Below are 18,961 nucleotides of genomic sequence, written 5' to 3' on the forward strand. Positions count from 1 at the left end.
CTTTGCGGAACCTATCAATTAGCTAATTAATAGCGTGGCTATTAATTATTTTCTTTTAACAAAAATTAACAACAGATTGGTGTACTTTAGCACCGAGAAAATTGAATAAATGAAGCGCTTAATACACTTAATAACACTCACCTTACTTATCGGAGGCCAACAATTATTCGCTCAGATTCGTGGAAACAATCCTGTCAATCTGAATGATCCGAACGAGATAACCTACCTGGACCCAAAGAACTATGTCATTGGAGGTATTCGTGTTTCTGGAACTGAATATCTAGATGGCGATGTGCTGGTAACCATTTCTAAGTTAGTTGTCGGGCAATATATTGAAGTTCCGAGTGAAGCTACTGCCAATGTCGTGAAGACATTAATGGCACAAAACCTCTTCGATGATGTGCAATTGTACGCAGAGCGTGTAGAAGGCGAAAACATTTTCCTGGAGATCCGCGTTCGCGAGAGGCCAAGACTAACACGCATTGATATCAACGGATTAAAGAAAGGCGAAACAGACGAAGTGCGCAAACGTCTTAACACCAATTCCGGAAAAATAGTAAACGAGAATCTGATCAAAACAACACGTGCCACAATTCAAAAGTTTTTGCGTGAGAAATCTTATCTGTATCCGGAAATAAAAATCCGTACGGAGAAAGACACCGCACAAGCAAATAATGAGATCGTGATTGTGGACGTTGAAAAAAATAAAAAAATCAAGGTCCATCGTGTTCATTTTGAAGGTTCAGAAGCTTTTTCTGATAAACAATTACGCAAATATCTGAAAGGTGTTAAGCCACGCCGTTGGTTCAGAATATTTGGCCCTGGTAAATTTAAAGATGACAAGTATAAAGAGGCTAAGGAAAATCTTGTCGCTAAAATGCAAGACAAAGGTTATCGCGACGCCCAAATATTATCTGATAGCGTCGTTCGGTATGATAATAACGAGGTTGATATATATGTAAATCTACATGAAGGCCCACGCTATTACATGGGTAATATCGAATGGTCTGGTAATTCAAAGTATAAGGATTCTGTTCTAAACCTAATTTTAGGTATTCAAAAAGGCGATGTGTACAGCGAAGAAAAGCTGACTTCGAAACTTATGGGACCAACCCGTAACAGTGACGATATTAGTGCTTTGTATCAAAATGATGGTTATCTAACATTCAGCGTTCAGCCTATTATCAAAAGAATCTATAACGATACAGTCGATATAGAAGTCGTCCTCAGCGAGGGTAAACAGTTTACGATAAACAATGTCATTGTCAAAGGGAATGATGTAACGAATGATAAAGTTGTTTTACGTTCTATTTATACCAAACCAGGTCAGAAATTCTCTCGGGAAATGTTGATGCGTAGTGTGCGCGAGATATCTCAACTAGGGATGTTTGATGAGCAAAAGATCAACCCTGTTCCGACGAATCTAAACTATGAAGAAGGAACTACCGATTTGGAATACACTGTGGCAGAAAAGCCGTCTGACCAAGTGGAACTTTCAGGGGGATACGGTGCGGGACAGGTGATCGGAACATTAGGGTTAACCTTCAATAACTTTTCGACAAGCAACTTCTTTAAGAAAGATGCTTGGAAACCTCTTCCACGTGGCGATGGCCAAAAATTAAGCGTGCGTGGACAGACATCAGGGAAGAGATACCAATCGTATAACTTCTCCTTTTCGGAGCCTTGGCTTGGTGGGAAAAAACCAATTTACTTTGGATTAAACGCCTATACATCCAGCTCGTCTTTCGGTGGTTTTAATTACCTAACGGGGCGGCAGATGGTAAGCGATGCTGAACTGAACCGTATTTGGATGACGGGTGTTACCGCTACATTAGGTAAACGTTTACAATGGCCGGACAATTATTTTCAAGTGAATACCTCGCTATCCTTCCAACGGTATAGATTGCAGAATTATGCAGGTTATTTCCTTTTTGATAACGGTACGGCTTACAACATGAATATCACGCAAGAGATCAGTCGTAACTCGGTGGATGCGCCTATCTATCCAACTTCTGGTTCGCATTTTCGGTTTTCTGTGCAGCTAACGCCACCATACTCAAGCTGGAACAATATTAATTACGAAACAGCGCCGGACAATGAGCGTTTCAAGTGGACTGAATACCATAAATGGAAATTTGACAGTCAGTGGTACACAAAGATTGCTGGTAAATTAGTCTTGAAAATGCAAGCACAGTTTGGATATTTGGGCAACTATACGGACAGAACACCGACTTCAACTTTCGAGCGTTTTAAACTAGGGGGAGATGGTATGCAGGGCTTTGACTTCCTTCAGGGATCTGAAATTATCGCTATGCGCGGGTATGCCAACGGTACAATTATACCTGAATCTACTGGTAATTTGGGCCAAAACATTGCGATTCAATCCGGTAGCCCCATCTACACGAAGTATCAACTTGAATTACGTCACCCTGTTATGTTGAACGAACAGGCTACTGTATTCGTCTTGGCTTTCGCGGAAGGTGGTAACACGTGGAATAAATTTAGCGAAGTAAATCCATTTAAACTGCGTCGTTCTGCAGGTGTTGGTGCTCGTATCTTCTTACCTATCTTTGGTATGCTAGGCATCGACTACGGCCATGCTTTCGACCCTATTCCAGGGATCCCGTCAAATAGATGGAGACAAAACTTTACATTCAGCATTTTACAAAATATGGGCGGTTTCTAAACGCCAACCATATGTTGAAAAAACAACAATACTAACAGCAAAATCCCGCTCCACATGGAGTGGGATTTTTTTTTGAAGGCAGCTGATACTTTTTTTGAGCGATATACTGGTGGAAATTTCGAAGAAATCTTTCCATATATTTACTTTCAGTGTGGCGACAGTGAAGCGCGTTAAATTTTGTTAAAGGTTCAAATACGGCCTATATTTCCTCCTTTTTTGTTATTTTTGCGAAGAGGATAAGCTTCGTTTTGTTAGCAAATTATTTCAAGCTTTTAAACCTTTTGGAACCATAATTGTCATAAGATTTGAAAGAAGAAAAGTAGCATTAAAGAATGATTACACGTTTACCCATGGGGCGCTAGTGATGATCACAGCTCCAATAACATGATAATCATTTGCAAAAAGAAGTATTAACTTACGAAAACAAAACATACATGAAAAAAATAGTTTTTACCCTTGCCTTCATCGCGTTATCTTTTGGCGCAGCTGTTGCTCAACGCGTGGCTTATGTGGATTCTGAATATATTTTGAAACATATCCCTGAATACGTGTCTGCTCAGAAACAGCTTGATGATTTATCGACAAACTGGCAACAAGAGGTTGACAAGCAATATGGCGAAATTGAAAGGCTTTATCAGGCTTATCAAAATGATCAAGCGCTGCTAAATGAGGATATGCGCCGTCGTCGGGAAGACGAGATTGTAAATAAGGAAAAACAAGTGAAAGAGTTTCAACGTCAAAAATTTGGCTTTGAAGGCGATCTTTACAAAGAGCGCATGAGACTTGTTAAACCTGTACAGGATAAAGTTGCGAAAGCTATCCAAGATGTTGCAGGTGCACAGGGGCTGGATTTGATTTTGGACAAAGGCAGTGAAGTAACGTTTTTATATGCTAACCCGACATTGGATAAGAGCAACGACATTATCACAAAATTAGGCTATAAAGCCAACCCAAGCTTGGCAAATTAATTTTTTTGTTTATACTTGGATAAAATTACAAATAGATTATTAACGATAGATAAAAAACAAATGCCGTGTCATGGAAATGTGGCACAACAGATTAAAATGGAAAGAATGAAAAATTTATTTAGAAGTGTAGCTTTAGTGGCGGTGATTTCCTTAGGCACGCAATATGTTAGCGCGCAGCAAAAAATTGGTCATGTGAATGCGGATGAGATATTCCAAATGACGGCCGAGTTCAAAACAGCAAACGAACAGTTGAGAACATTAAATGATACAAAAACGAAAGAGCTGCAAGGGATGTATGAAGAGTTTCAAAAGAAACAAACTGATGCTAATGAAAAACTAAGAAATCGTAGCGAGGCAAACAAGGCTGCAGTAGATGCGGAATTGCAAACGCTTGGTCAAGATCTTCAGAGCATGGAGCAACGTATCCAAGAAGTGCAGCGCGTGGCGCAAGAAGATCTAGGTAAAAAACAGCAGGAATTACTTACACCTATACAGACGAAAGTAATGAACGCTATTAATACGGTAGCAAAAGAAAAAGGCTACGCATACGTATTGGACACTTCAAACGGCAATGTATTGTATTTCCAAGGTGGTGAAGACATCTCAGCAGATGTGAGATCTAAGTTAGGTATCGCAGCGAACGCAACACCTGCTACACCAGCAGTGCCACCAGCTAGATAAAAATTTCTTATCAACAAAAATTAAAAAGAGGCTCCATAAAAGCCTCTTTTTAATTTTTTACTATTTATATACGCAAAAGTCGTTCGTTTCTTAGGTTTAGGCTAATCCTTCTTCAATAGCATCCCATAGGGCGATTCTCTTTTGCAATGCCTCTTTCGCGGTTTCTTGCATCTCCTTCCACTTTAATTCATCGTCACCACCAAGTTCAGCTATCATCTGCATAGCCAAAGGGCCATGCTCATCACCATCCAACTCTATATGTCTTTGGAAATAATAGATCAGTTTACTTAAATCCGCTGTGGGTGCCCCATCTTGAATCCCTTTTAATAGCGATGTGAACATATCGGGAATCAAATCCTCTCGTCCGAAAGTAAACGCAGAAGCGATACGATGTGCTTCTCCCCCTTCAATTGTAGAAAAGGTAAAGCGTAAAAAATCTTTGATACGCTCATCAATAGGCAGATCCGCTATAGCACTCATCAGTGGCTTATGCAATCGAAGCTCTCTTTCCAGCTGTAGCATGACATCCGTCTTTGCTCCTATTGCTGCCATAGCGTCCAAGTACATTTCAAAATGACTAAGCCGGCGGCCGTCAATGTATTCGTCAGATTCTTCAGCGAGTACGATCTCGTTAATTAGATAGCGCGTAGATGGTAGCGCACTGGCAAACCATGGAACCTCCACACAAGTGAGCTTTATCTGTAGCGCTTTTAAAAGCGACATAAAATCCCACACGGCGTAAACATGTCCTTCCGTAAATTTTTGTAAATCTCCAATATGGCTAATTTTCCGATAAAGCGGATGCTGCAAAAGCACATTCCGCTCATCGGCTATAAATTTATTAACAGCTTCTATTCGTTCCATAGCCAAAAATACTGATGAATAACCTTAAATAAACCGTATGCTCCAAAAAATATTTGAAAAATGACGATTTAAAGAAGATCATGGAAGGTAAAAAATATGCTATGTACCTATCGGCTATATTGGCGATGAATTAAAGCGTATCTGGCGATCTGCAAAACATTAGCAAACATTGGGATGTTGCGATTTCTTACACCGCATAGACGAAAGACAACGCAATGAAGGAATATGTCTACTTTGAGCAAAATTGGCTACATGCTAGAAAGGAAATTGAGAACGATGCTATGAAGCATTTCTTCGCGGGCTAGAGTCGCTTGATAAGGCTTGTGCTTCCGACCTGGTCTACAGCTGAAATCGTCGGTATCATTCGAACTAGCGAGTATCTATGCCCATTAGAAAGAATACGTGTTGCTCAGAAATTCACGAAGCAACCTTTAAAGATGGCCATTAAACAACGTCATCCAGCTGCTATTTTCAATGCTTACGTGTCTATGGGCTTCATGTACAAACAACAACATGTAAATAGTCCCCACTTGCAATCCTACCTTTGGCTAGGAAAGACAGTTAAAATTGAGCTGCCAATTGTTTAAAGCAAAAACCCTAAAAACTTGGGGAGTGTTTAGGGTTTCGCACGAACTACTATAACCTCTCCGTTACCTAGTCTAACGGTTAAGAGGGAAAGGCGAAGCAAAAATAATAGTTATCGAGATCGGCTCCTATCCCTGAAAACAGGTATATTACTCAATAGACGGAAAAACCGATAATGCCTCCATGATTGCATCATAAATATGTTCCAAATCTTCCGTTGACAAACAGTATGGCGGGACAAGATAGAGCGTATTCCCTAAGGGCCGCAAGAGTATGCCCCGTTCAAGAAAGAATATATAGAGACTGTGTTGTAAATTGCTGAAGTATGATGTCTCCTGACCGATCTCCCATTCTAAAGCCAATATAGTTCCACAAGATCTTGCGTGCCTCACTTGCGGATGGCCATTAAGCTTTGCTACAAACTGTTGATGCATGTGAGCGATCTTCTGAATGCTGCGTTGCGTACTATCCAATAACAGCAAATCTAAACTCGCCAACGCAGCGGTGCAAGCGAGGGGATTTGCGGTGAATGAATGTCCATGAAACAACGCTCGTGATTTTTCATCATGGTAGAAGGCATCGTAAATGTCCAGTGTACATGTCGTGAGTCCTAATGGCATCGTGCCGCCAGTTAATCCTTTTGAAAAACACATGATGTCAGGTTCTTCCTGTAGTTGGTTGGCCGCAAATAGCGTTCCGGTGCGCCCGAAGCCCACAAAGACTTCATCCTGGATAAGCAATACATTGCTAGCTCGACAGTGTGCCATCAGCGCGGAAAGATACATTGCCTCGTGCATAAGCATGCCTCCTGCGCCCTGAACTAGCGGCTCATACAAAAAACAGGCTAACTCGCCTTTATGTTGATCAACAATATTTTTAAGCTCTTCAATATTTTCGCGGTTCGGCACATCGATAAAAATTGTTTCAAATAGCAGGTCCTGGAATGGTGCAGTCCATTTTCCACGCGCACTAACAGACATTGCACCGAAGGTATCACCATGATAACCGTTTCGGAAGGCTAATATTTTGCTCTTGGGGCGCCCACTGTTGTAAGCATATTGCAGCGCCATTTTTAAAGCTACTTCCACGGCGGTGGATCCGTTATCTGAATAGAAGGCTTTACTTTGCAGGCGCGGCAAGAGGCTGAGCAACCGTTCAGACAATTCAATAGCCGGCCGATGCGTAAAACCGGCGAAAATGACTTGTTCCAGCTCGTAAAGCTGTTTACTCACAGATTCCGCGATATAGGGATGAGCATGTCCATGTAAGGTAACCCACCATGAAGACACCGCATCAATATATTGCTTTCCATCGGCATCGTAGAGATAGGCGCCCTCACCCCTAATGATGGGAATTGCTCTGGTCGTTTTCATTTGTGTATAGGGATGCCAGTTCACGGCTTGATCACGTGCTATCCAGTTTTGTTGTTTGGTTACCATGTTTTTCCCATAGGCTTTAATCCCAGCCTAGACAACATATCTAGATCGTCAGATATTGCTGGATTAGGCGTAACCAATAGCTTCTCCCTTTCACCGGTGAAAATAGAGTTCGCGCCAGCCATAAAACACCACGCCTGCTCTACCTCATCCATTTCTAAACGCCCCGCGCTGAGCCGAACCATTGACGCTGGCATCGCAATACGAGCAGTAGCAATCATACGGACCATATCCCAAATATCGACTTTCGGATTGTTTTCCAGCGGCGTACCTTTCACGCGAGCCAAAGCATTAATAGGTACGGACTCCGGGTGCTTCTCCATAGACGCTAATGTGCACAACATCCCGATACGATCTGCCCTCGACTCGCCCAAGCCTATAATCCCTCCGGAACAAACCGTGATCCCTGCATCGCGAACATGTGCAATTGTCTTTATACGATTATCAAATGTCCGCGTGGAAATTATTTCATCGTAGTATTCCTCCGAAGTATCTAGGTTATGGTTATAAGCGTATAAACCGGCCTGTTGCAGACGCTGCGCCTGTGATTCGGTTAGCATACCTAATGCACAACACACCTCCAGTCCCAAACCGTTTACCTGCTTGACCATCTCAATAATCCGATCAAAATCTCTGTTATCTCTTACCTCGCGCCAAGCAGCGGCCATACAGAAACGCGTTGACCCGCCATCCCGAGCACGTTTGGCGTGTGCCACGACCGTTTCGGTGGGCAATAATGCCTGTACCTCTATGTCCGTATGATAGCGGGCGGCCTGTCCGCAATACGAACAATCCTCTGGACAACCGCCAGTCTTAACTGAAAGCAAGGTAGATAGCTGCACCTCTTCAGGATTGTGCCAGCGACGGTGCACACCGGCAGCCTCAAATACCAACGACAAAAGCGGCTTATTATAGATCGCCAATAATTCTTCTTTTGTCCAGTTATGGCGTATATCTTCTTGGGTATGATTCATCTGTAGTCAATATCTTTTAATAGGTAAATAAAATGTTTAAGTACTCTTGTTATGCCGTCATTTGTTATCAGAAACAACTCCATCGCATTTATACACCTTGTGCCTTATCACATAGGCCTATGCTGTCTGCACATTGTTTTACATGTTGTTTATCGACTTGCTTTAAAGTCGGCACATGTATGAAAGGTATGTTTTGCGGTATATTGTCAAGTAGCACTGCATAAGTCCAGGGATTGAAGTCCCCATTAAAAACCACAACCGCTACACGAAGTTTCCGTTGAACAATAGCCTGCAGCGTTAGTATAGTATGATTAATACATCCTAGGTAGTCGCGCACCACGACGACTAATGCAAGATCTAGTTTAGCTATAAGGTCGATCATAAATTCCTTGGAATTTATAGGTACAAATAGCCCTCCGGCACCCTCTACAATTAGATGGTTATCGGACTCAGGTACCGAAAAATCGCTTACCCGCATATAAATATTATCCATTTCGGCTGCTTGATGTGGAGAAACAGCTGTATTTAACTGATATCGCTCCGGATGAATACGGATGGAATAACTTACTGCATTGCGGATTGTCATACTGTCGGATTGCTCTAAATCTCCGGACTGTATGGGCTTCCAGTAGTCAGCCTTGAGATGTTCCGCAAGAACAGCACTGACGATCGTTTTTCCTATTCCCGTTCCTATGCCGGTAACAAACCACCTTTTTACTGTTTCCATTTATTGATTTCTTTACAGAGTTCGTTTATTTCACCTACTGTATTAAAAGCGTGCAAGCATATACGCAGACGCTCCGTTCCTTTTTCCACGGTCGGCGGAAAAATAGGATACACAGCCAAACCGAGCTTCTCAATGCCTCGAACAGCGGTATGCAGAAGCTGTATGTGCGGAAATTTTACGGGCTGTATAGGGCTGTGCTGGACGCTATCCACGACCGATAGCCGACTTAAGTAGTGGGCTATGTTCCTGCACAACGTATTGCGCAATGCTGGATTTTTTTCCATGTATTGATAGGCTTCACGGATGCCTACGGCATTGAATGCATTGAAGCCCGTCGTATATATCAAAGGGGATGAGAAATTAATTAGATAGTCGCACAGCAATTTACTACCCAGAATAGCTGCTCCATGTAATCCAAAAGCTTTTCCATAAGTGATTACCGTAGCAAGAACATCATTTTGCAAGCCATATTGATGAACTAGACCGCGGGGAAAAAGTCCGACGGCATGCGCCTCATCAACAATGAGCCCCGCGCCATACTGTTGGCACAGTGCAAACACTCGCGGGATCGCTGTAAAATCCCCGTCCATAGAGTACAGGCTTTCTACAACGACGATACTGTTTCCGTTTGCTTTATTGAGCAGGGTTTCCAAATGGCCAAGATCCTGATGCCTGAATTTCCACTTGGTTGCGACACTTAAGGTACAGGCATCGTGTACAGACCGATGCACCAACTCGTCAATCAAAATAGTATCGCCACGCTGAGCGATAGCGGAAAGCAATGCAAGGTTGGCATTATACCCTGAATTTACCAATAGACAGTTGGCTACGTTGTGATTTGCAGCGATAAACTCTTCAGCACTGGCTACCACGCTGTTGTGCCCGTACAATACGCGAGAAGCCGACGGACCAGTCAGCGCATGTGGCATCGTTTGTGCCAGCTCTGCAAGTTTCTCTTGAAATTCCGCAGACCTTGCCAAGCCCAAGTAATCGTTAGAGTAAAAATCAACACGTCTATCCGGTTGCCTTTGCTGCCGAAACGTGCCGGTAGCTTCACGAGCTTCAATTTGACTTCTCCAGCGGTTGCTTATTTTATCCATTACTGGTGAAGCTCTATTTCTATCGCAGCAATCCATTCTTGGAATAGTTTCCGCTCTATGGTTGCTATTGCATGGGCATGCGCTTTCCAGTCGCTATCAAACTTTTTCAACTGCTCTATCATCTCCTCCAGATGCCCTTCTTCTTCCAGAATGATCGATTTTACATTCACCCGCGATTTTGCCGTTGTCAGCGCTTCTTGATATTCCGGATACAAAGCATCCGCCCTCACTTCTATGGCGTGGGTCACAAATAAGTAGCAGGCGTAGCGAAGATCTACACCGGTTATCTCAAAATTCTCTTTAACATAGCGGCTGCAAGACATATCTAGCCGATGTAAATACTGTCTTGTCGCGACCGGTGCGAGTAAATCTCCATCTTCATAATGTTTGCAGGTGCTATCCGTTAATTTGGCAAGTTGCTTCTTTAAATAGTAAGCATGTCGATGCTCTTCGGCTGCATGTTTTAATTGCACGATATCGACCATCGTGCGATGTTCGCATGCCGAAATCTTCCGCGCACCCATGTTTTCCATAAATGAGAGACTGTTCAACCACTTTGCATGAAGCTGATTATTTCCCACAATATGTTTTAATATAGTTTGCATATTTTCCGATTTCGAGCAAATGTAGTATCTTGCCGGCGGGTTTAAAGGTGCCACTTTTGATATTATGCCTAGTCCGGTTGAGATTCCATATCGAAGTTTTATTTCTTTTGATCGAAATTCGAACACGTCAGTTTATTTGCAGATAAGCAATGCCTTTATTAGCGCTATTCGGAGGAATATTCTCTCTCCCAATACCAAATTATTAGGTACGCGCGCCCTAAGCAATTTGTTGGGAACGCATCGAAACACGATCGTGTCTGTTTACGATGAGCTCGCGTCGCAAGGCTGGATTGATATTAAGCCAAATCAAGGAGCCTTTATATCTCCAACGATGCCGCAAACCGCCGATGGATCTTTGCTGGACATTACCTACGCTAATCAAACTGGATTTACATTTCGAAAATCAGCGCTATTAGATAGCCCCTATGAAAGAGGAAACTTCCAGTACAGCTTTAATGACGGCATTCCAGACGTACGCCTCACACAACTTGATGATCTGGCACGTATATACAGCGCTACCTTGAAACGGAAAAGTAATCGAAGAAAAATGGACTACCACAATCAAGATGGCAGTCCATATTTCAAGGAGCAACTTCAAGGTTACCTAAGTTTATCTCGTGGGCTTCAAATCTCAGCCGCCAATATGCTCATCACGCGCAGCGTAGAAATGAGCTTGTTCATTATTGCAGAAGTTTTGCTGGATCCTGGAGATATCGTTATTGTTGGCGCGCTCTCCTACTTTTCCGCAAACATGATTTTTCAAAAAAATGGCGCGTCTATACGCACTATACCTGTAGATGAAGAAGGGATAGATGTAGAGGCGCTAGCCGACATATGCCAAAAGCAAAAAATACGAATGGTGTATGTGACACCGCAGCAGCATTATCCGACTACGGTCACATTGAATGTTCAACGCCGCATGCGCTTGCTACAACTTGCACAAGAGTATCATTTTGCTATTGTGGAGGATGATCACGATTATGATTTTCATTATGAAAAGCAGCCTATGCTACCTCTCGCGACATTAGACACAAATGGCATGGTCATTTATGTAGGATCATTTGGCAAATCCCTTGTACCCGGCTTCCGAACGGGCTTTATCGTGGCACCCGAAAACATCATGCTAGAGATGCGGAAATTATTGGGCATTATCGATCGACAGGGCGATGTACTTATTGAACAGGCATTGGGGGAAATGATTGAAGAAGGAGTGATACATCGTCATCTTAAAAAGTCATTAAAGATATACCGCGAAAGACGCGATCAAATGACGCGTATTATCCAGCAACAATTTGGGGAGCACATGAAGATCACGAAACCTCCGGGTGGCTTAGCGTGTTGGCTTGAATTTAAGACTCCAGTAAATCTGCTGCAATTGGGAAAAGATGCAGCTAAAGAGCAACTATTTATTCCACGGAATATACTGTATCAAAACGGACAGCTCACAGCAATAAGGCTTGGTTTCGGGCATTTGACCAACGAAGAAATGGAAGACAGCTTTACTATATTAAAAATGCTGATGGAGAGGCAAATTAAAAATTAAAACGAAGCTGTCCCGTTTCAAAATTGGGAGGTTGTTCATTTCCAAAAGGGATTTCTAAAAGCGGAAAATATCGCTTTTTCTCCGCATCGAATATGCGAAGGAGGACGGACGCACAGCGAAAATCAAAGTCTACCGACTTAAATTGCGCATTCACCTGCATCTGTCCAAGATGGTCCTTTTCCAAACCGCGACCAATGGTTAAGTGTGGAGCATTAGCCTTATCAACCTTTATGACCTTTTCTATCTCCGCCACTATACGTTGCATCTTCTGCTTTAGAAACATCTTCGATTGCACAGTGGGATCGATAAAAAATGTACCGGAACTCGGGTATGTGGCAAAATGGTCGAAATACACATGTTGCGAATTTTCGTAACGCATAGCCTTGCTTAAAAGATCAATGACTTCCTCGATCTGCGGTTGGCTAACTTCCATTCGGCAGACAGAGATATGAGCAATAGAATTACAACTCGGATACCAGCTTCCTAGCAGATTACGAACGCGCTGCTTCAATGATGCCACAAAACGGACACCTTTTTCGCAAGGCTGAAAAACCACAGAAATTAGCATAGTGCGTATAGTGAAGTATTAAAAACCACTTCCTACAAGTTACACATTATTATATAATTAAAGAAAAGCTATCTAGCTTTCAAGATATCATTATTGGCACCCTTTAACATCACGACGGGCTTACCGGTCTTATTAGCTGATAGCTGGTATTGTACGGTATTGTTCCCTCCATCTATTTTCACGCTATGTATTTTATCAACATACACTTCGTTATTTGCTCCATTGATGACAACGCCTTTCAAACCTCCTTTCGCATGTATAATATTGTTGGAACCGTCAATTTGCAAAGTCTCCGTACCACTTGCTGCTATACTTTTCTCTATTTTAGTACCCTCAACTTTTACGATTCTGCCTTCCTTAAAAATAATGATCAAGTCGTTCTTTGGGGGATTTAGGGTATTAACTTGATAGGGGGATGCTTTGCTACCGGCAACGCCGACATAAAGTATCACATAAAGAATAATAATAGGGAGTTTCATAGTGTAAAACTTATTTCAGATTAGCTACTCAAATTTAGTTATTTCGAGTGCTCGATTACAATCATGTTATACAATTAACACTATTTAACGAAGATTACCAACGACTATTAGGTAGGCAATGGGGTTTGTTGTCGCGCAAAAGCTATTAGCCTACTCACGCAGTGATGTATATCTATCAACTAAAAAAGGAGCCAATTACGGCTCCTTTTTCAAATATCTAACAAATTGACGGTGGTTCTAACTCTATTTTACTGCGTCAACAACTGCTTTAAAAGCATCAGGGTTATTTAAAGCTAAATCAGCTAACACCTTACGGTTCAACCCGATATTTTTAGCATTTAATTTACCGATCAACTGTGAGTATGAAACTCCGTGTTGACGGGCACCTGCGTTGATACGCTGAATCCATAAAGCTCTGAACTCACGTTTTTTGGTTTTACGGTCGCGGTAAGCGTACTGTAAACCTTTTTCTACTGTATTTTTAGCAATAGTATATACTTTGCTTCTTGATCCGAAATAGCCTTTAGCTAATTTCAAGATTCTTTTTCTTCTTCTTCTCGAAGCTACTGCGTTAACCGAACGTGGCATATGTTTAAATTTAAATTTGGTATGAGGTGTTGCGTATTACAGCAAGCTTACAACCTGATACCCGGTCAAAAAATTATTTATTAATAAAGGATAACCTTACTTGCCAATAGCAAGCATACGTTTTACGTTACCCATGTCAGCATCATGAACATAACTTGTTGTAGTTAAGTTACGTTTTTGCTTTGTTGTTTTTTTGGTCAAGATGTGGCTTTTATAAGCGTTCTTTCTTGCAATCTTACCTGTTCCAGTCAACTTAAAGCGTTTTTTAGCGCTGGAATTGGTTTTCATTTTTGGCATAATCTTAAAAATTTATATCAATCTGTTAGAATAATTATTTTTTTGCAGCTTTTGGTGCAAGTGTCAAAAACATACGTTTTCCTTCAAGCTTAGGAAAAAGCTCAACTTTTCCGTAATCCTCTAATGCTTGTGCAAAACGTAGAAGCAGAATTTCACCTTGTTCTTTAAAAACAATGGCACGTCCTTTAAAATGCACGTATGCACGCACTTTCTCGCCGCTTTCTAAAAACTTCATTGCATGCTTCAGCTTGAAATCAAAGTCGTGATCGCTGGTATTCGGACCAAAACGAATTTCTTTGATAACAGTTTGCTTCGCGTTTGCTTTGATTTCTTTTTGTTTCTTTTTCTGTTCGTAAATAAACTTACTGTAGTCTATTATTCTACAGACGGGAGGAACGGCATTTGGCGAAATTTCCACTAAGTCAAGTTCCAGTTCGTCAGCAAGTTCCAATGCTTTACGTGTGGGAATAATTCCCTGTTCTACATTATCGCCTACCAGACGTACCTCTGGCACCCTGATGAATTCGTTAATGCGGTGTTCTGGTTCTTTCTTTCTCATTGGTGGTCTAGGACCACCACCTCTAGTTAATGCCAAATGTTTAAAATTAAACGGTTATTTCTTTAATTAATAATTCCTTAAATGTTTGCGAATCCATCGAACCGATATCCACAGACCCGTGTTTACGAACAGAAATTGTGCCACTTTCGATCTCTTTTTCCCCTACAATCAACATATATGGGATTTTTTTGACTTCCGCGTCACGTATCTTCCGACCGACTTTCTCATCACGAAGGTCAATCAGTCCGCGAATATCGGAATTATTTAGCGATTCTAAAAGATTTTTTGCATATTCCTCATATTTTTCTGACACAGGCAAGACGATAAATTGCTCTGGAGCAAGCCATAACGGAAACTGACCCGCACAATGCTCGATTAGCACTGCGATAAATCGTTCCAATGACCCGAAAGGCGCGCGGTGAATCATGACGGGACGATGCTTTTGATTATCACTTCCTGTATATTCTAATTCAAAACGTTCAGGTAAATTGTAATCGACTTGTATCGTACCCAATTGCCACTTGCGTCCCAGTGCATCTTTGACCATAAAATCAAGCTTCGGACCATAGAACGCTGCCTCCCCATATTCGACAACAGTCGCCAAATTTTTCTCGGCAGCAGCTTCTACAATGGCGGCTTCTGCCAACGCCCAGTTTTCGTCCGAGCCAATGTATTTTGTCTTGTTTTCTGGATCACGTAATGATACTTGTGCCGTATAATTATCGAAGCCCAAGGCTGCAAATACGTAGAGCACTAAGTCGATCACCTTCTTAAATTCTTCTTTCACCTGATCTGGCCGACAAAACAAATGGGCATCATCTTGCGTAAAGCCACGCACGCGCGTCAATCCATGCAATTCGCCAGACTGTTCATAGCGATATACGGTACCAAATTCTGCAAAACGCACAGGTAGCTCTTTGTATGACCGCGGCTTTGTCTTATATATTTCGCAATGATGCGGGCAGTTCATCGGCTTTAAGAAAAACTCTTCTCCTTCCACAGGTGTATGGATAGGTTGGAACGCGTCGGCACCGTACTTTTCATAATGACCGGATGTTACATATAATTGTTTGTGGCCAATATGTGGCGTTATAACAGGTTCATAGCCCGCCTTAAGTTGCGCACGTTGTAAAAAATCTTGCAGTTTTTGTCTTAAAGCAGCACCTTTAGGCAACCACAGGGGCAACCCCGCCCCCACCTTTTCAGAAAACGCAAAAAGCTCCAGTTCTTTACCGAGCTTCCGGTGATCTCTTTTCTTTGCTTCTTCAATCAGCTTAATATAATCAGCTAATTCTGACGCTTTTGGAAAAGTAACCCCATAGATACGTGTTAATTGCTTTCTACTTTCATCACCTCGCCAGTACGCTCCTGCCACGTTTGTCAACTTGATCGCTTTGATAACCCCTGTATGCGGTATATGCGGACCACGGCATAGGTCTGTAAAGTTTCCCTGCGAATAGAAGGTAATTTTTCCATCCTCCAGGTCTTTAATCAGATCCAGTTTGTACTCGTCACCCTTCTCTGTAAAATAAGCTAATGCATCCGCTTTCGATACGGCCTTGCGCTCGAAAACTTCTTTTTGTTTGGCCAGAGCCAACATCTTATCTTCAATCTGTTTGAATTCATCGGAGGAAAATTCCCGATCGCCGAAATCTACATCGTAATAAAAACCAGTTTCAATAGCTGGGCCGATACCAAACTTCACTCCCGGATACAGTTCTTCTAGTGCTTCCGCCAACAAATGGGCTGATGAATGCCAAAACGTCGACTTTCCCTTATCATCATTCCAGGTCAGTAGTTTGACGTGTGCATCGCTTTCAATAGCACGGGAGGCATCCCATACTTCGCCATTTACCTCTGCGGCTAAGACATTTCTCGCCAAGCCTTCAGAAATAGACAAAGCCACCTGCATAGCAGTGGCACCTTTTTCAAACTGACGGACAGATCCGTCAGGCAATGTAATGTTAATCATGAACGAATATGATTTATATAAATTAAGTGATTAAATACGTGAAAATTACACCAGTACAAACAAGCGTACTGTTAAGTGTTTGCAGAGGCTCGGATTATTGCCCTGCAAAAACAACTGTAATAACACGTGACAATTTTTCAAAGATACCGTTTTATACAGGTAAATTAAAACATTGTTTAAATGCATATCCACCTCATAGCGAACTTTATTCGCTTGAACGAAATCTTTGGGTATTATCGAGCTGAGTCAGATTTAATGACCATCTATCCACCAGTTAAGGGTGCGGTAATAATCGAAATATGGATCATCTTTTTTCAGATAACTTACGGTTACACCACAAAATTCATTTATCTCGTTACCTAGAAATGTTGGCGTATTTACCTTATAAATTACAGCCTGATCCAAGATCTGGTTAATGACATCCTGTTTCTGCGTTGACACATTGCTTTTCAAAAAACTTTTGAAATCGTACAATCTTACTGGGAAGCTGCTGGAAAAGTCCATTCTTTGAACGTTTGCTAGGCGAATGCTCTCGCTATGATCAGGTAGAGAGGAAAAAAAGATGATCGGTAATTTACCAATTCTCCGGACATCTGTAACAGCTACCGAAGCAGATCTTAAAAGGCCAGATTGCTCGAATCTATCGTAGAGCTTCTGTGAGAAACCGCACTGTAATCAATACACTATCTTGTCTATCCGCAATGTTATAAAGATAGCCGCTGAGGTATCCTTCAATCGCGGGCGTTCTGTAATCAATCCCTCTTATTCCGTCTAACGTGAGCGAGACGTTACTTCTGCCTATTGCCGGACGATAGAATTTATGAATTGATTTATCTCCAATTGCTTCTATGTATTCATAGGAGATTTCGCTCTTTCGCTGCCTGTCGCTTGAAGAGTTTGTTGCATTAAACTGGTAAATCTTACCCTGTACAATATCTGTCAAATTTACATCCAGTCTGTGGAATACACGGTAATCTTGAAATCCATTATTCCCGAAATTGTTTAGCTCAATATAAAATTCATAATTCTTACCATCATACACTTGCGTGTTAATGACCTTTCTAAAACGATCATTTATCAGCCAATACGAATCTCTTCCGAATTGTGCATCTATTTTCCCGAATTCTACAGGTGGAATCTCCATATTGTTCTTGCGACAACCCGACATTATATATAAGGTAAAGACGGATAAAAGTATGTATATAGTTTTCATTTATGTAATGTTTAATTTTTAGGATTATCTGTCCAATTAATGGATTTTTGTAGCTTCTTAGCTATAAATTCTATAAATACTCTTTGTTATGCTTACCGCGCTTTTCAGACGCGGGAAACGACTTCTACTATATATGTGATCAACGCAGAGGTTTAGGGAGTAACTGAATCTCAATCGAACCAGTACTTACAGCGTAACCGTCGTAGATCTTTAATTCCGGAATTTGTTTATAGTATTGTTACGGCGCCATGCTCATCTATACCTACCATATCATCATCAGCCTTTCTACATCCAACTACAAGCAGTAGTAAACACATAGCCAGTGAAATCTGTTGATGGAGGAAATGCCTTTCAGTAATAATTGGATACAATTGCTTCTTCATGTTCATCTATAGCGTCAAGATTTTAATAGCTGTATAAACGTAGAAAAAGTTTGGCAAACCCTCTGAGCACACACGCCAAGCTAATCCTCTGTAATTCGCTTGTCATACACTACGTTAAGACTATCTTACTGCTTCTGTGAGAAATCGTGCAGAGATCAATACGCTATCTCGTACATCTGCAACATTAAACAAATATCCCTCGAACCCTCCATCAATCGCTGGTGTACGATAATTGTTGCTTTTTATCGATTCTATTGTGAGCGATAGGTTTCTCTTGCCTATTGCTGGACGATAAAATTTATGATCAAACCTATCGCCAATGGCTTCTATGTACTCATAGGAAATCCTATTCTTTTGCTGCCGCTCGGTAGAGGAATTTGTCGCATCAAAACTATAAACCTTGCCCGCTACGATATCTTCCAAATCTACTTCCAATCTGTGAAAAACTCGGTAATCTTGAAATCCATTATTCCCGAAATTGTTCAACTCAATATAAAATCTATAATTTTTGCCATCATATGTAAGGGTGTTGATAACCTTCCTGGAATGGTCATTCATTAAAGTATATCCATGTCTGCCAAAGCGAGCATCTATCTTTCCAAATTCCACAGGTGGAATCTCCACATTGTTCTTGCTACAGCCTTCCATGATGGACAGGCTAAAGGAGCATAAAAGTATGTATAGGGTTTTCATGTGCATAAAGTTTAATTCAAAGGTTTATCTTCCACAAGCG

19 protein-coding genes are annotated in these 18,961 nt (G+C 41.6%); 4 read left to right on the forward strand and 15 right to left on the reverse strand.

Going from position 1 to position 18,961, the window contains the following annotated elements; all coding sequences use genetic code 11:
* The first annotated feature begins 109 nt into the window (after positions 1–109).
* The 3 genes from bamA to DI53_RS01915 all read left to right on the forward strand — a co-directional run bounded on the left by bamA (position 110) and on the right by DI53_RS01915 (position 4,335).
* Positions 110–2,686 carry an outer membrane protein assembly factor BamA gene (bamA, locus tag DI53_RS01905; protein WP_037494755.1) on the forward strand — a complete coding sequence of 859 codons (2,577 nt, stop codon included), beginning with the start codon at positions 110–112 and terminating at the stop codon, positions 2,684–2,686.
* A gap of 434 nt (positions 2,687–3,120) precedes the next feature.
* Complete coding sequence (locus tag DI53_RS01910) at positions 3,121–3,654, forward strand: OmpH/Skp family outer membrane protein (RefSeq protein ID WP_037494756.1); 534 nt, start codon at positions 3,121–3,123, stop codon at positions 3,652–3,654.
* Between the two features lie 105 nt (positions 3,655–3,759).
* Positions 3,760–4,335, forward strand: coding sequence for an OmpH/Skp family outer membrane protein (locus DI53_RS01915; RefSeq protein WP_037494799.1), 576 nt, complete (start codon positions 3,760–3,762; stop codon positions 4,333–4,335).
* Between the two features lie 96 nt (positions 4,336–4,431).
* Here DI53_RS01915 and DI53_RS01920 read toward each other — a convergent pair whose 3' ends face one another.
* The 6 genes from DI53_RS01920 to DI53_RS01945 all read right to left on the reverse strand — a co-directional run bounded on the left by DI53_RS01920 (position 4,432) and on the right by DI53_RS01945 (position 10,626).
* A complete protein-coding gene (locus DI53_RS01920) occupies positions 4,432–5,199 on the reverse strand; it encodes a DUF3050 domain-containing protein (protein ID WP_037494758.1) in 768 nt (255 codons plus the stop codon).
* Positions 5,200–5,933: 734 nt separating this feature from the next.
* On the reverse strand, positions 5,934–7,223 hold the full coding sequence (gene bioA, locus DI53_RS01925) for an adenosylmethionine--8-amino-7-oxononanoate transaminase (RefSeq protein ID WP_037494760.1): 1,290 nt from the start codon (positions 7,221–7,223) through the stop codon (positions 5,934–5,936).
* Entirely contained in the window at positions 7,217–8,194 is a 978-nt protein-coding gene (gene bioB / locus DI53_RS01930) for a biotin synthase BioB (RefSeq protein WP_037494762.1), read from the reverse strand. The genes bioA and bioB overlap by 7 nt, the downstream gene beginning before the upstream one ends.
* 88 nt (positions 8,195–8,282) lie before the next feature.
* Positions 8,283–8,921 carry a dethiobiotin synthase gene (bioD, locus tag DI53_RS01935; RefSeq protein WP_037494764.1) on the reverse strand — a complete coding sequence of 213 codons (639 nt, stop codon included), beginning with the start codon at positions 8,919–8,921 and terminating at the stop codon, positions 8,283–8,285.
* Positions 8,909–10,021, reverse strand: a complete 1,113-nt coding sequence (locus DI53_RS01940) for an aminotransferase class I/II-fold pyridoxal phosphate-dependent enzyme (RefSeq protein WP_037494766.1) — start codon at positions 10,019–10,021, stop codon at positions 8,909–8,911. The genes bioD and DI53_RS01940 overlap by 13 nt, the downstream gene beginning before the upstream one ends.
* Positions 10,021–10,626, reverse strand: coding sequence for a hypothetical protein (locus DI53_RS01945; protein WP_037494767.1), 606 nt, complete (start codon positions 10,624–10,626; stop codon positions 10,021–10,023). Before DI53_RS01945 ends, DI53_RS01940 begins: the two co-directional genes overlap by 1 nt.
* A 136-nt stretch (positions 10,627–10,762) precedes the next feature.
* Between DI53_RS01945 and DI53_RS01950 the strand changes: the two genes are divergently transcribed.
* Positions 10,763–12,169, forward strand: a complete 1,407-nt coding sequence (locus tag DI53_RS01950; RefSeq protein WP_241462346.1) for an aminotransferase-like domain-containing protein — start codon at positions 10,763–10,765, stop codon at positions 12,167–12,169.
* Here the strand turns inward: DI53_RS01950 and DI53_RS01955 are convergent.
* From DI53_RS01955 to DI53_RS01995, 9 genes are all read right to left on the reverse strand, one after another.
* Entirely contained in the window at positions 12,159–12,689 is a 531-nt protein-coding gene (locus tag DI53_RS01955; RefSeq protein WP_131555148.1) for a 2'-5' RNA ligase family protein, read from the reverse strand. The two genes, DI53_RS01950 and DI53_RS01955, sit on opposite strands and share 11 nt — an antisense overlap.
* A gap of 116 nt (positions 12,690–12,805) precedes the next feature.
* A complete protein-coding gene (locus DI53_RS01960) occupies positions 12,806–13,216 on the reverse strand; it encodes a DUF3060 domain-containing protein (RefSeq protein ID WP_052071966.1) in 411 nt (136 codons plus the stop codon).
* Between the two features lie 243 nt (positions 13,217–13,459).
* On the reverse strand, positions 13,460–13,804 hold the full coding sequence (gene rplT, locus DI53_RS01965; RefSeq protein ID WP_037494773.1) for a 50S ribosomal protein L20: 345 nt from the start codon (positions 13,802–13,804) through the stop codon (positions 13,460–13,462).
* Between the two features lie 96 nt (positions 13,805–13,900).
* Positions 13,901–14,101 carry a 50S ribosomal protein L35 gene (rpmI, locus tag DI53_RS01970; protein ID WP_037494774.1) on the reverse strand — a complete coding sequence of 67 codons (201 nt, stop codon included), beginning with the start codon at positions 14,099–14,101 and terminating at the stop codon, positions 13,901–13,903.
* A gap of 34 nt (positions 14,102–14,135) precedes the next feature.
* Positions 14,136–14,660: a translation initiation factor IF-3 gene (gene infC, locus DI53_RS01975; RefSeq protein WP_037494776.1), complete on the reverse strand. Its 525-nt coding sequence runs from the start codon at positions 14,658–14,660 to the stop codon at positions 14,136–14,138.
* A gap of 46 nt (positions 14,661–14,706) precedes the next feature.
* Positions 14,707–16,632 (reverse strand): threonine--tRNA ligase, encoded by a 1,926-nt coding sequence (gene thrS / locus DI53_RS01980; RefSeq protein ID WP_037494778.1) that lies wholly within the window; start codon positions 16,630–16,632, stop codon positions 14,707–14,709.
* 252 nt (positions 16,633–16,884) lie between these two features.
* Positions 16,885–17,136, reverse strand: a complete 252-nt coding sequence (locus DI53_RS01985) for a hypothetical protein (RefSeq protein ID WP_037494779.1) — start codon at positions 17,134–17,136, stop codon at positions 16,885–16,887.
* Between the two features lie 136 nt (positions 17,137–17,272).
* Positions 17,273–17,845 (reverse strand): hypothetical protein, encoded by a 573-nt coding sequence (locus DI53_RS01990; protein WP_131555150.1) that lies wholly within the window; start codon positions 17,843–17,845, stop codon positions 17,273–17,275.
* 503 nt (positions 17,846–18,348) lie between these two features.
* Complete coding sequence (locus tag DI53_RS01995; protein WP_131555152.1) at positions 18,349–18,921, reverse strand: DUF5025 domain-containing protein; 573 nt, start codon at positions 18,919–18,921, stop codon at positions 18,349–18,351.
* Positions 18,922–18,961 lie beyond the last annotated feature (40 nt).

This window comes from Sphingobacterium deserti, assembly GCF_000757725.1.
Classification (GTDB): Bacteria; Bacteroidota; Bacteroidia; order Sphingobacteriales; family Sphingobacteriaceae; genus Sphingobacterium; species Sphingobacterium deserti.

Excerpts from the sequence above, each read along its gene's own strand:
- bamA (WP_037494755.1), top strand. The coding sequence starts at position 110 with ATGAAGCGCTTAATACACTTAATAACACTCACCTTACTTATCGGAGGC.
- DI53_RS01910 (WP_037494756.1), top strand. The coding sequence starts at position 3,121 with ATGAAAAAAATAGTTTTTACCCTTGCCTTCATCGCGTTATCTTTTGGC.
- DI53_RS01915 (WP_037494799.1), top strand. The coding sequence starts at position 3,760 with ATGAAAAATTTATTTAGAAGTGTAGCTTTAGTGGCGGTGATTTCCTTA.
- DI53_RS01920 (WP_037494758.1), bottom strand. The coding sequence starts at position 5,199 with ATGGAACGAATAGAAGCTGTTAATAAATTTATAGCCGATGAGCGGAAT.
- bioA (WP_037494760.1), bottom strand. The coding sequence starts at position 7,223 with ATGGTAACCAAACAACAAAACTGGATAGCACGTGATCAAGCCGTGAAC.
- bioB (WP_037494762.1), bottom strand. The coding sequence starts at position 8,194 with ATGAATCATACCCAAGAAGATATACGCCATAACTGGACAAAAGAAGAA.
- bioD (WP_037494764.1), bottom strand. The coding sequence starts at position 8,921 with ATGGAAACAGTAAAAAGGTGGTTTGTTACCGGCATAGGAACGGGAATA.
- DI53_RS01940 (WP_037494766.1), bottom strand. The coding sequence starts at position 10,021 with ATGGATAAAATAAGCAACCGCTGGAGAAGTCAAATTGAAGCTCGTGAA.
- DI53_RS01945 (WP_037494767.1), bottom strand. The coding sequence starts at position 10,626 with ATGCAAACTATATTAAAACATATTGTGGGAAATAATCAGCTTCATGCA.
- DI53_RS01960 (WP_052071966.1), bottom strand. The coding sequence starts at position 13,216 with ATGAAACTCCCTATTATTATTCTTTATGTGATACTTTATGTCGGCGTT.
- rplT (WP_037494773.1), bottom strand. The coding sequence starts at position 13,804 with ATGCCACGTTCGGTTAACGCAGTAGCTTCGAGAAGAAGAAGAAAAAGA.
- rpmI (WP_037494774.1), bottom strand. The coding sequence starts at position 14,101 with ATGCCAAAAATGAAAACCAATTCCAGCGCTAAAAAACGCTTTAAGTTG.
- infC (WP_037494776.1), bottom strand. The coding sequence starts at position 14,660 with ATGAGAAAGAAAGAACCAGAACACCGCATTAACGAATTCATCAGGGTG.
- thrS (WP_037494778.1), bottom strand. The coding sequence starts at position 16,632 with ATGATTAACATTACATTGCCTGACGGATCTGTCCGTCAGTTTGAAAAA.
- DI53_RS01985 (WP_037494779.1), bottom strand. The coding sequence starts at position 17,136 with ATGGACTTTTCCAGCAGCTTCCCAGTAAGATTGTACGATTTCAAAAGT.
- DI53_RS01990 (WP_131555150.1), bottom strand. The coding sequence starts at position 17,845 with ATGAAAACTATATACATACTTTTATCCGTCTTTACCTTATATATAATG.
- DI53_RS01995 (WP_131555152.1), bottom strand. The coding sequence starts at position 18,921 with ATGAAAACCCTATACATACTTTTATGCTCCTTTAGCCTGTCCATCATG.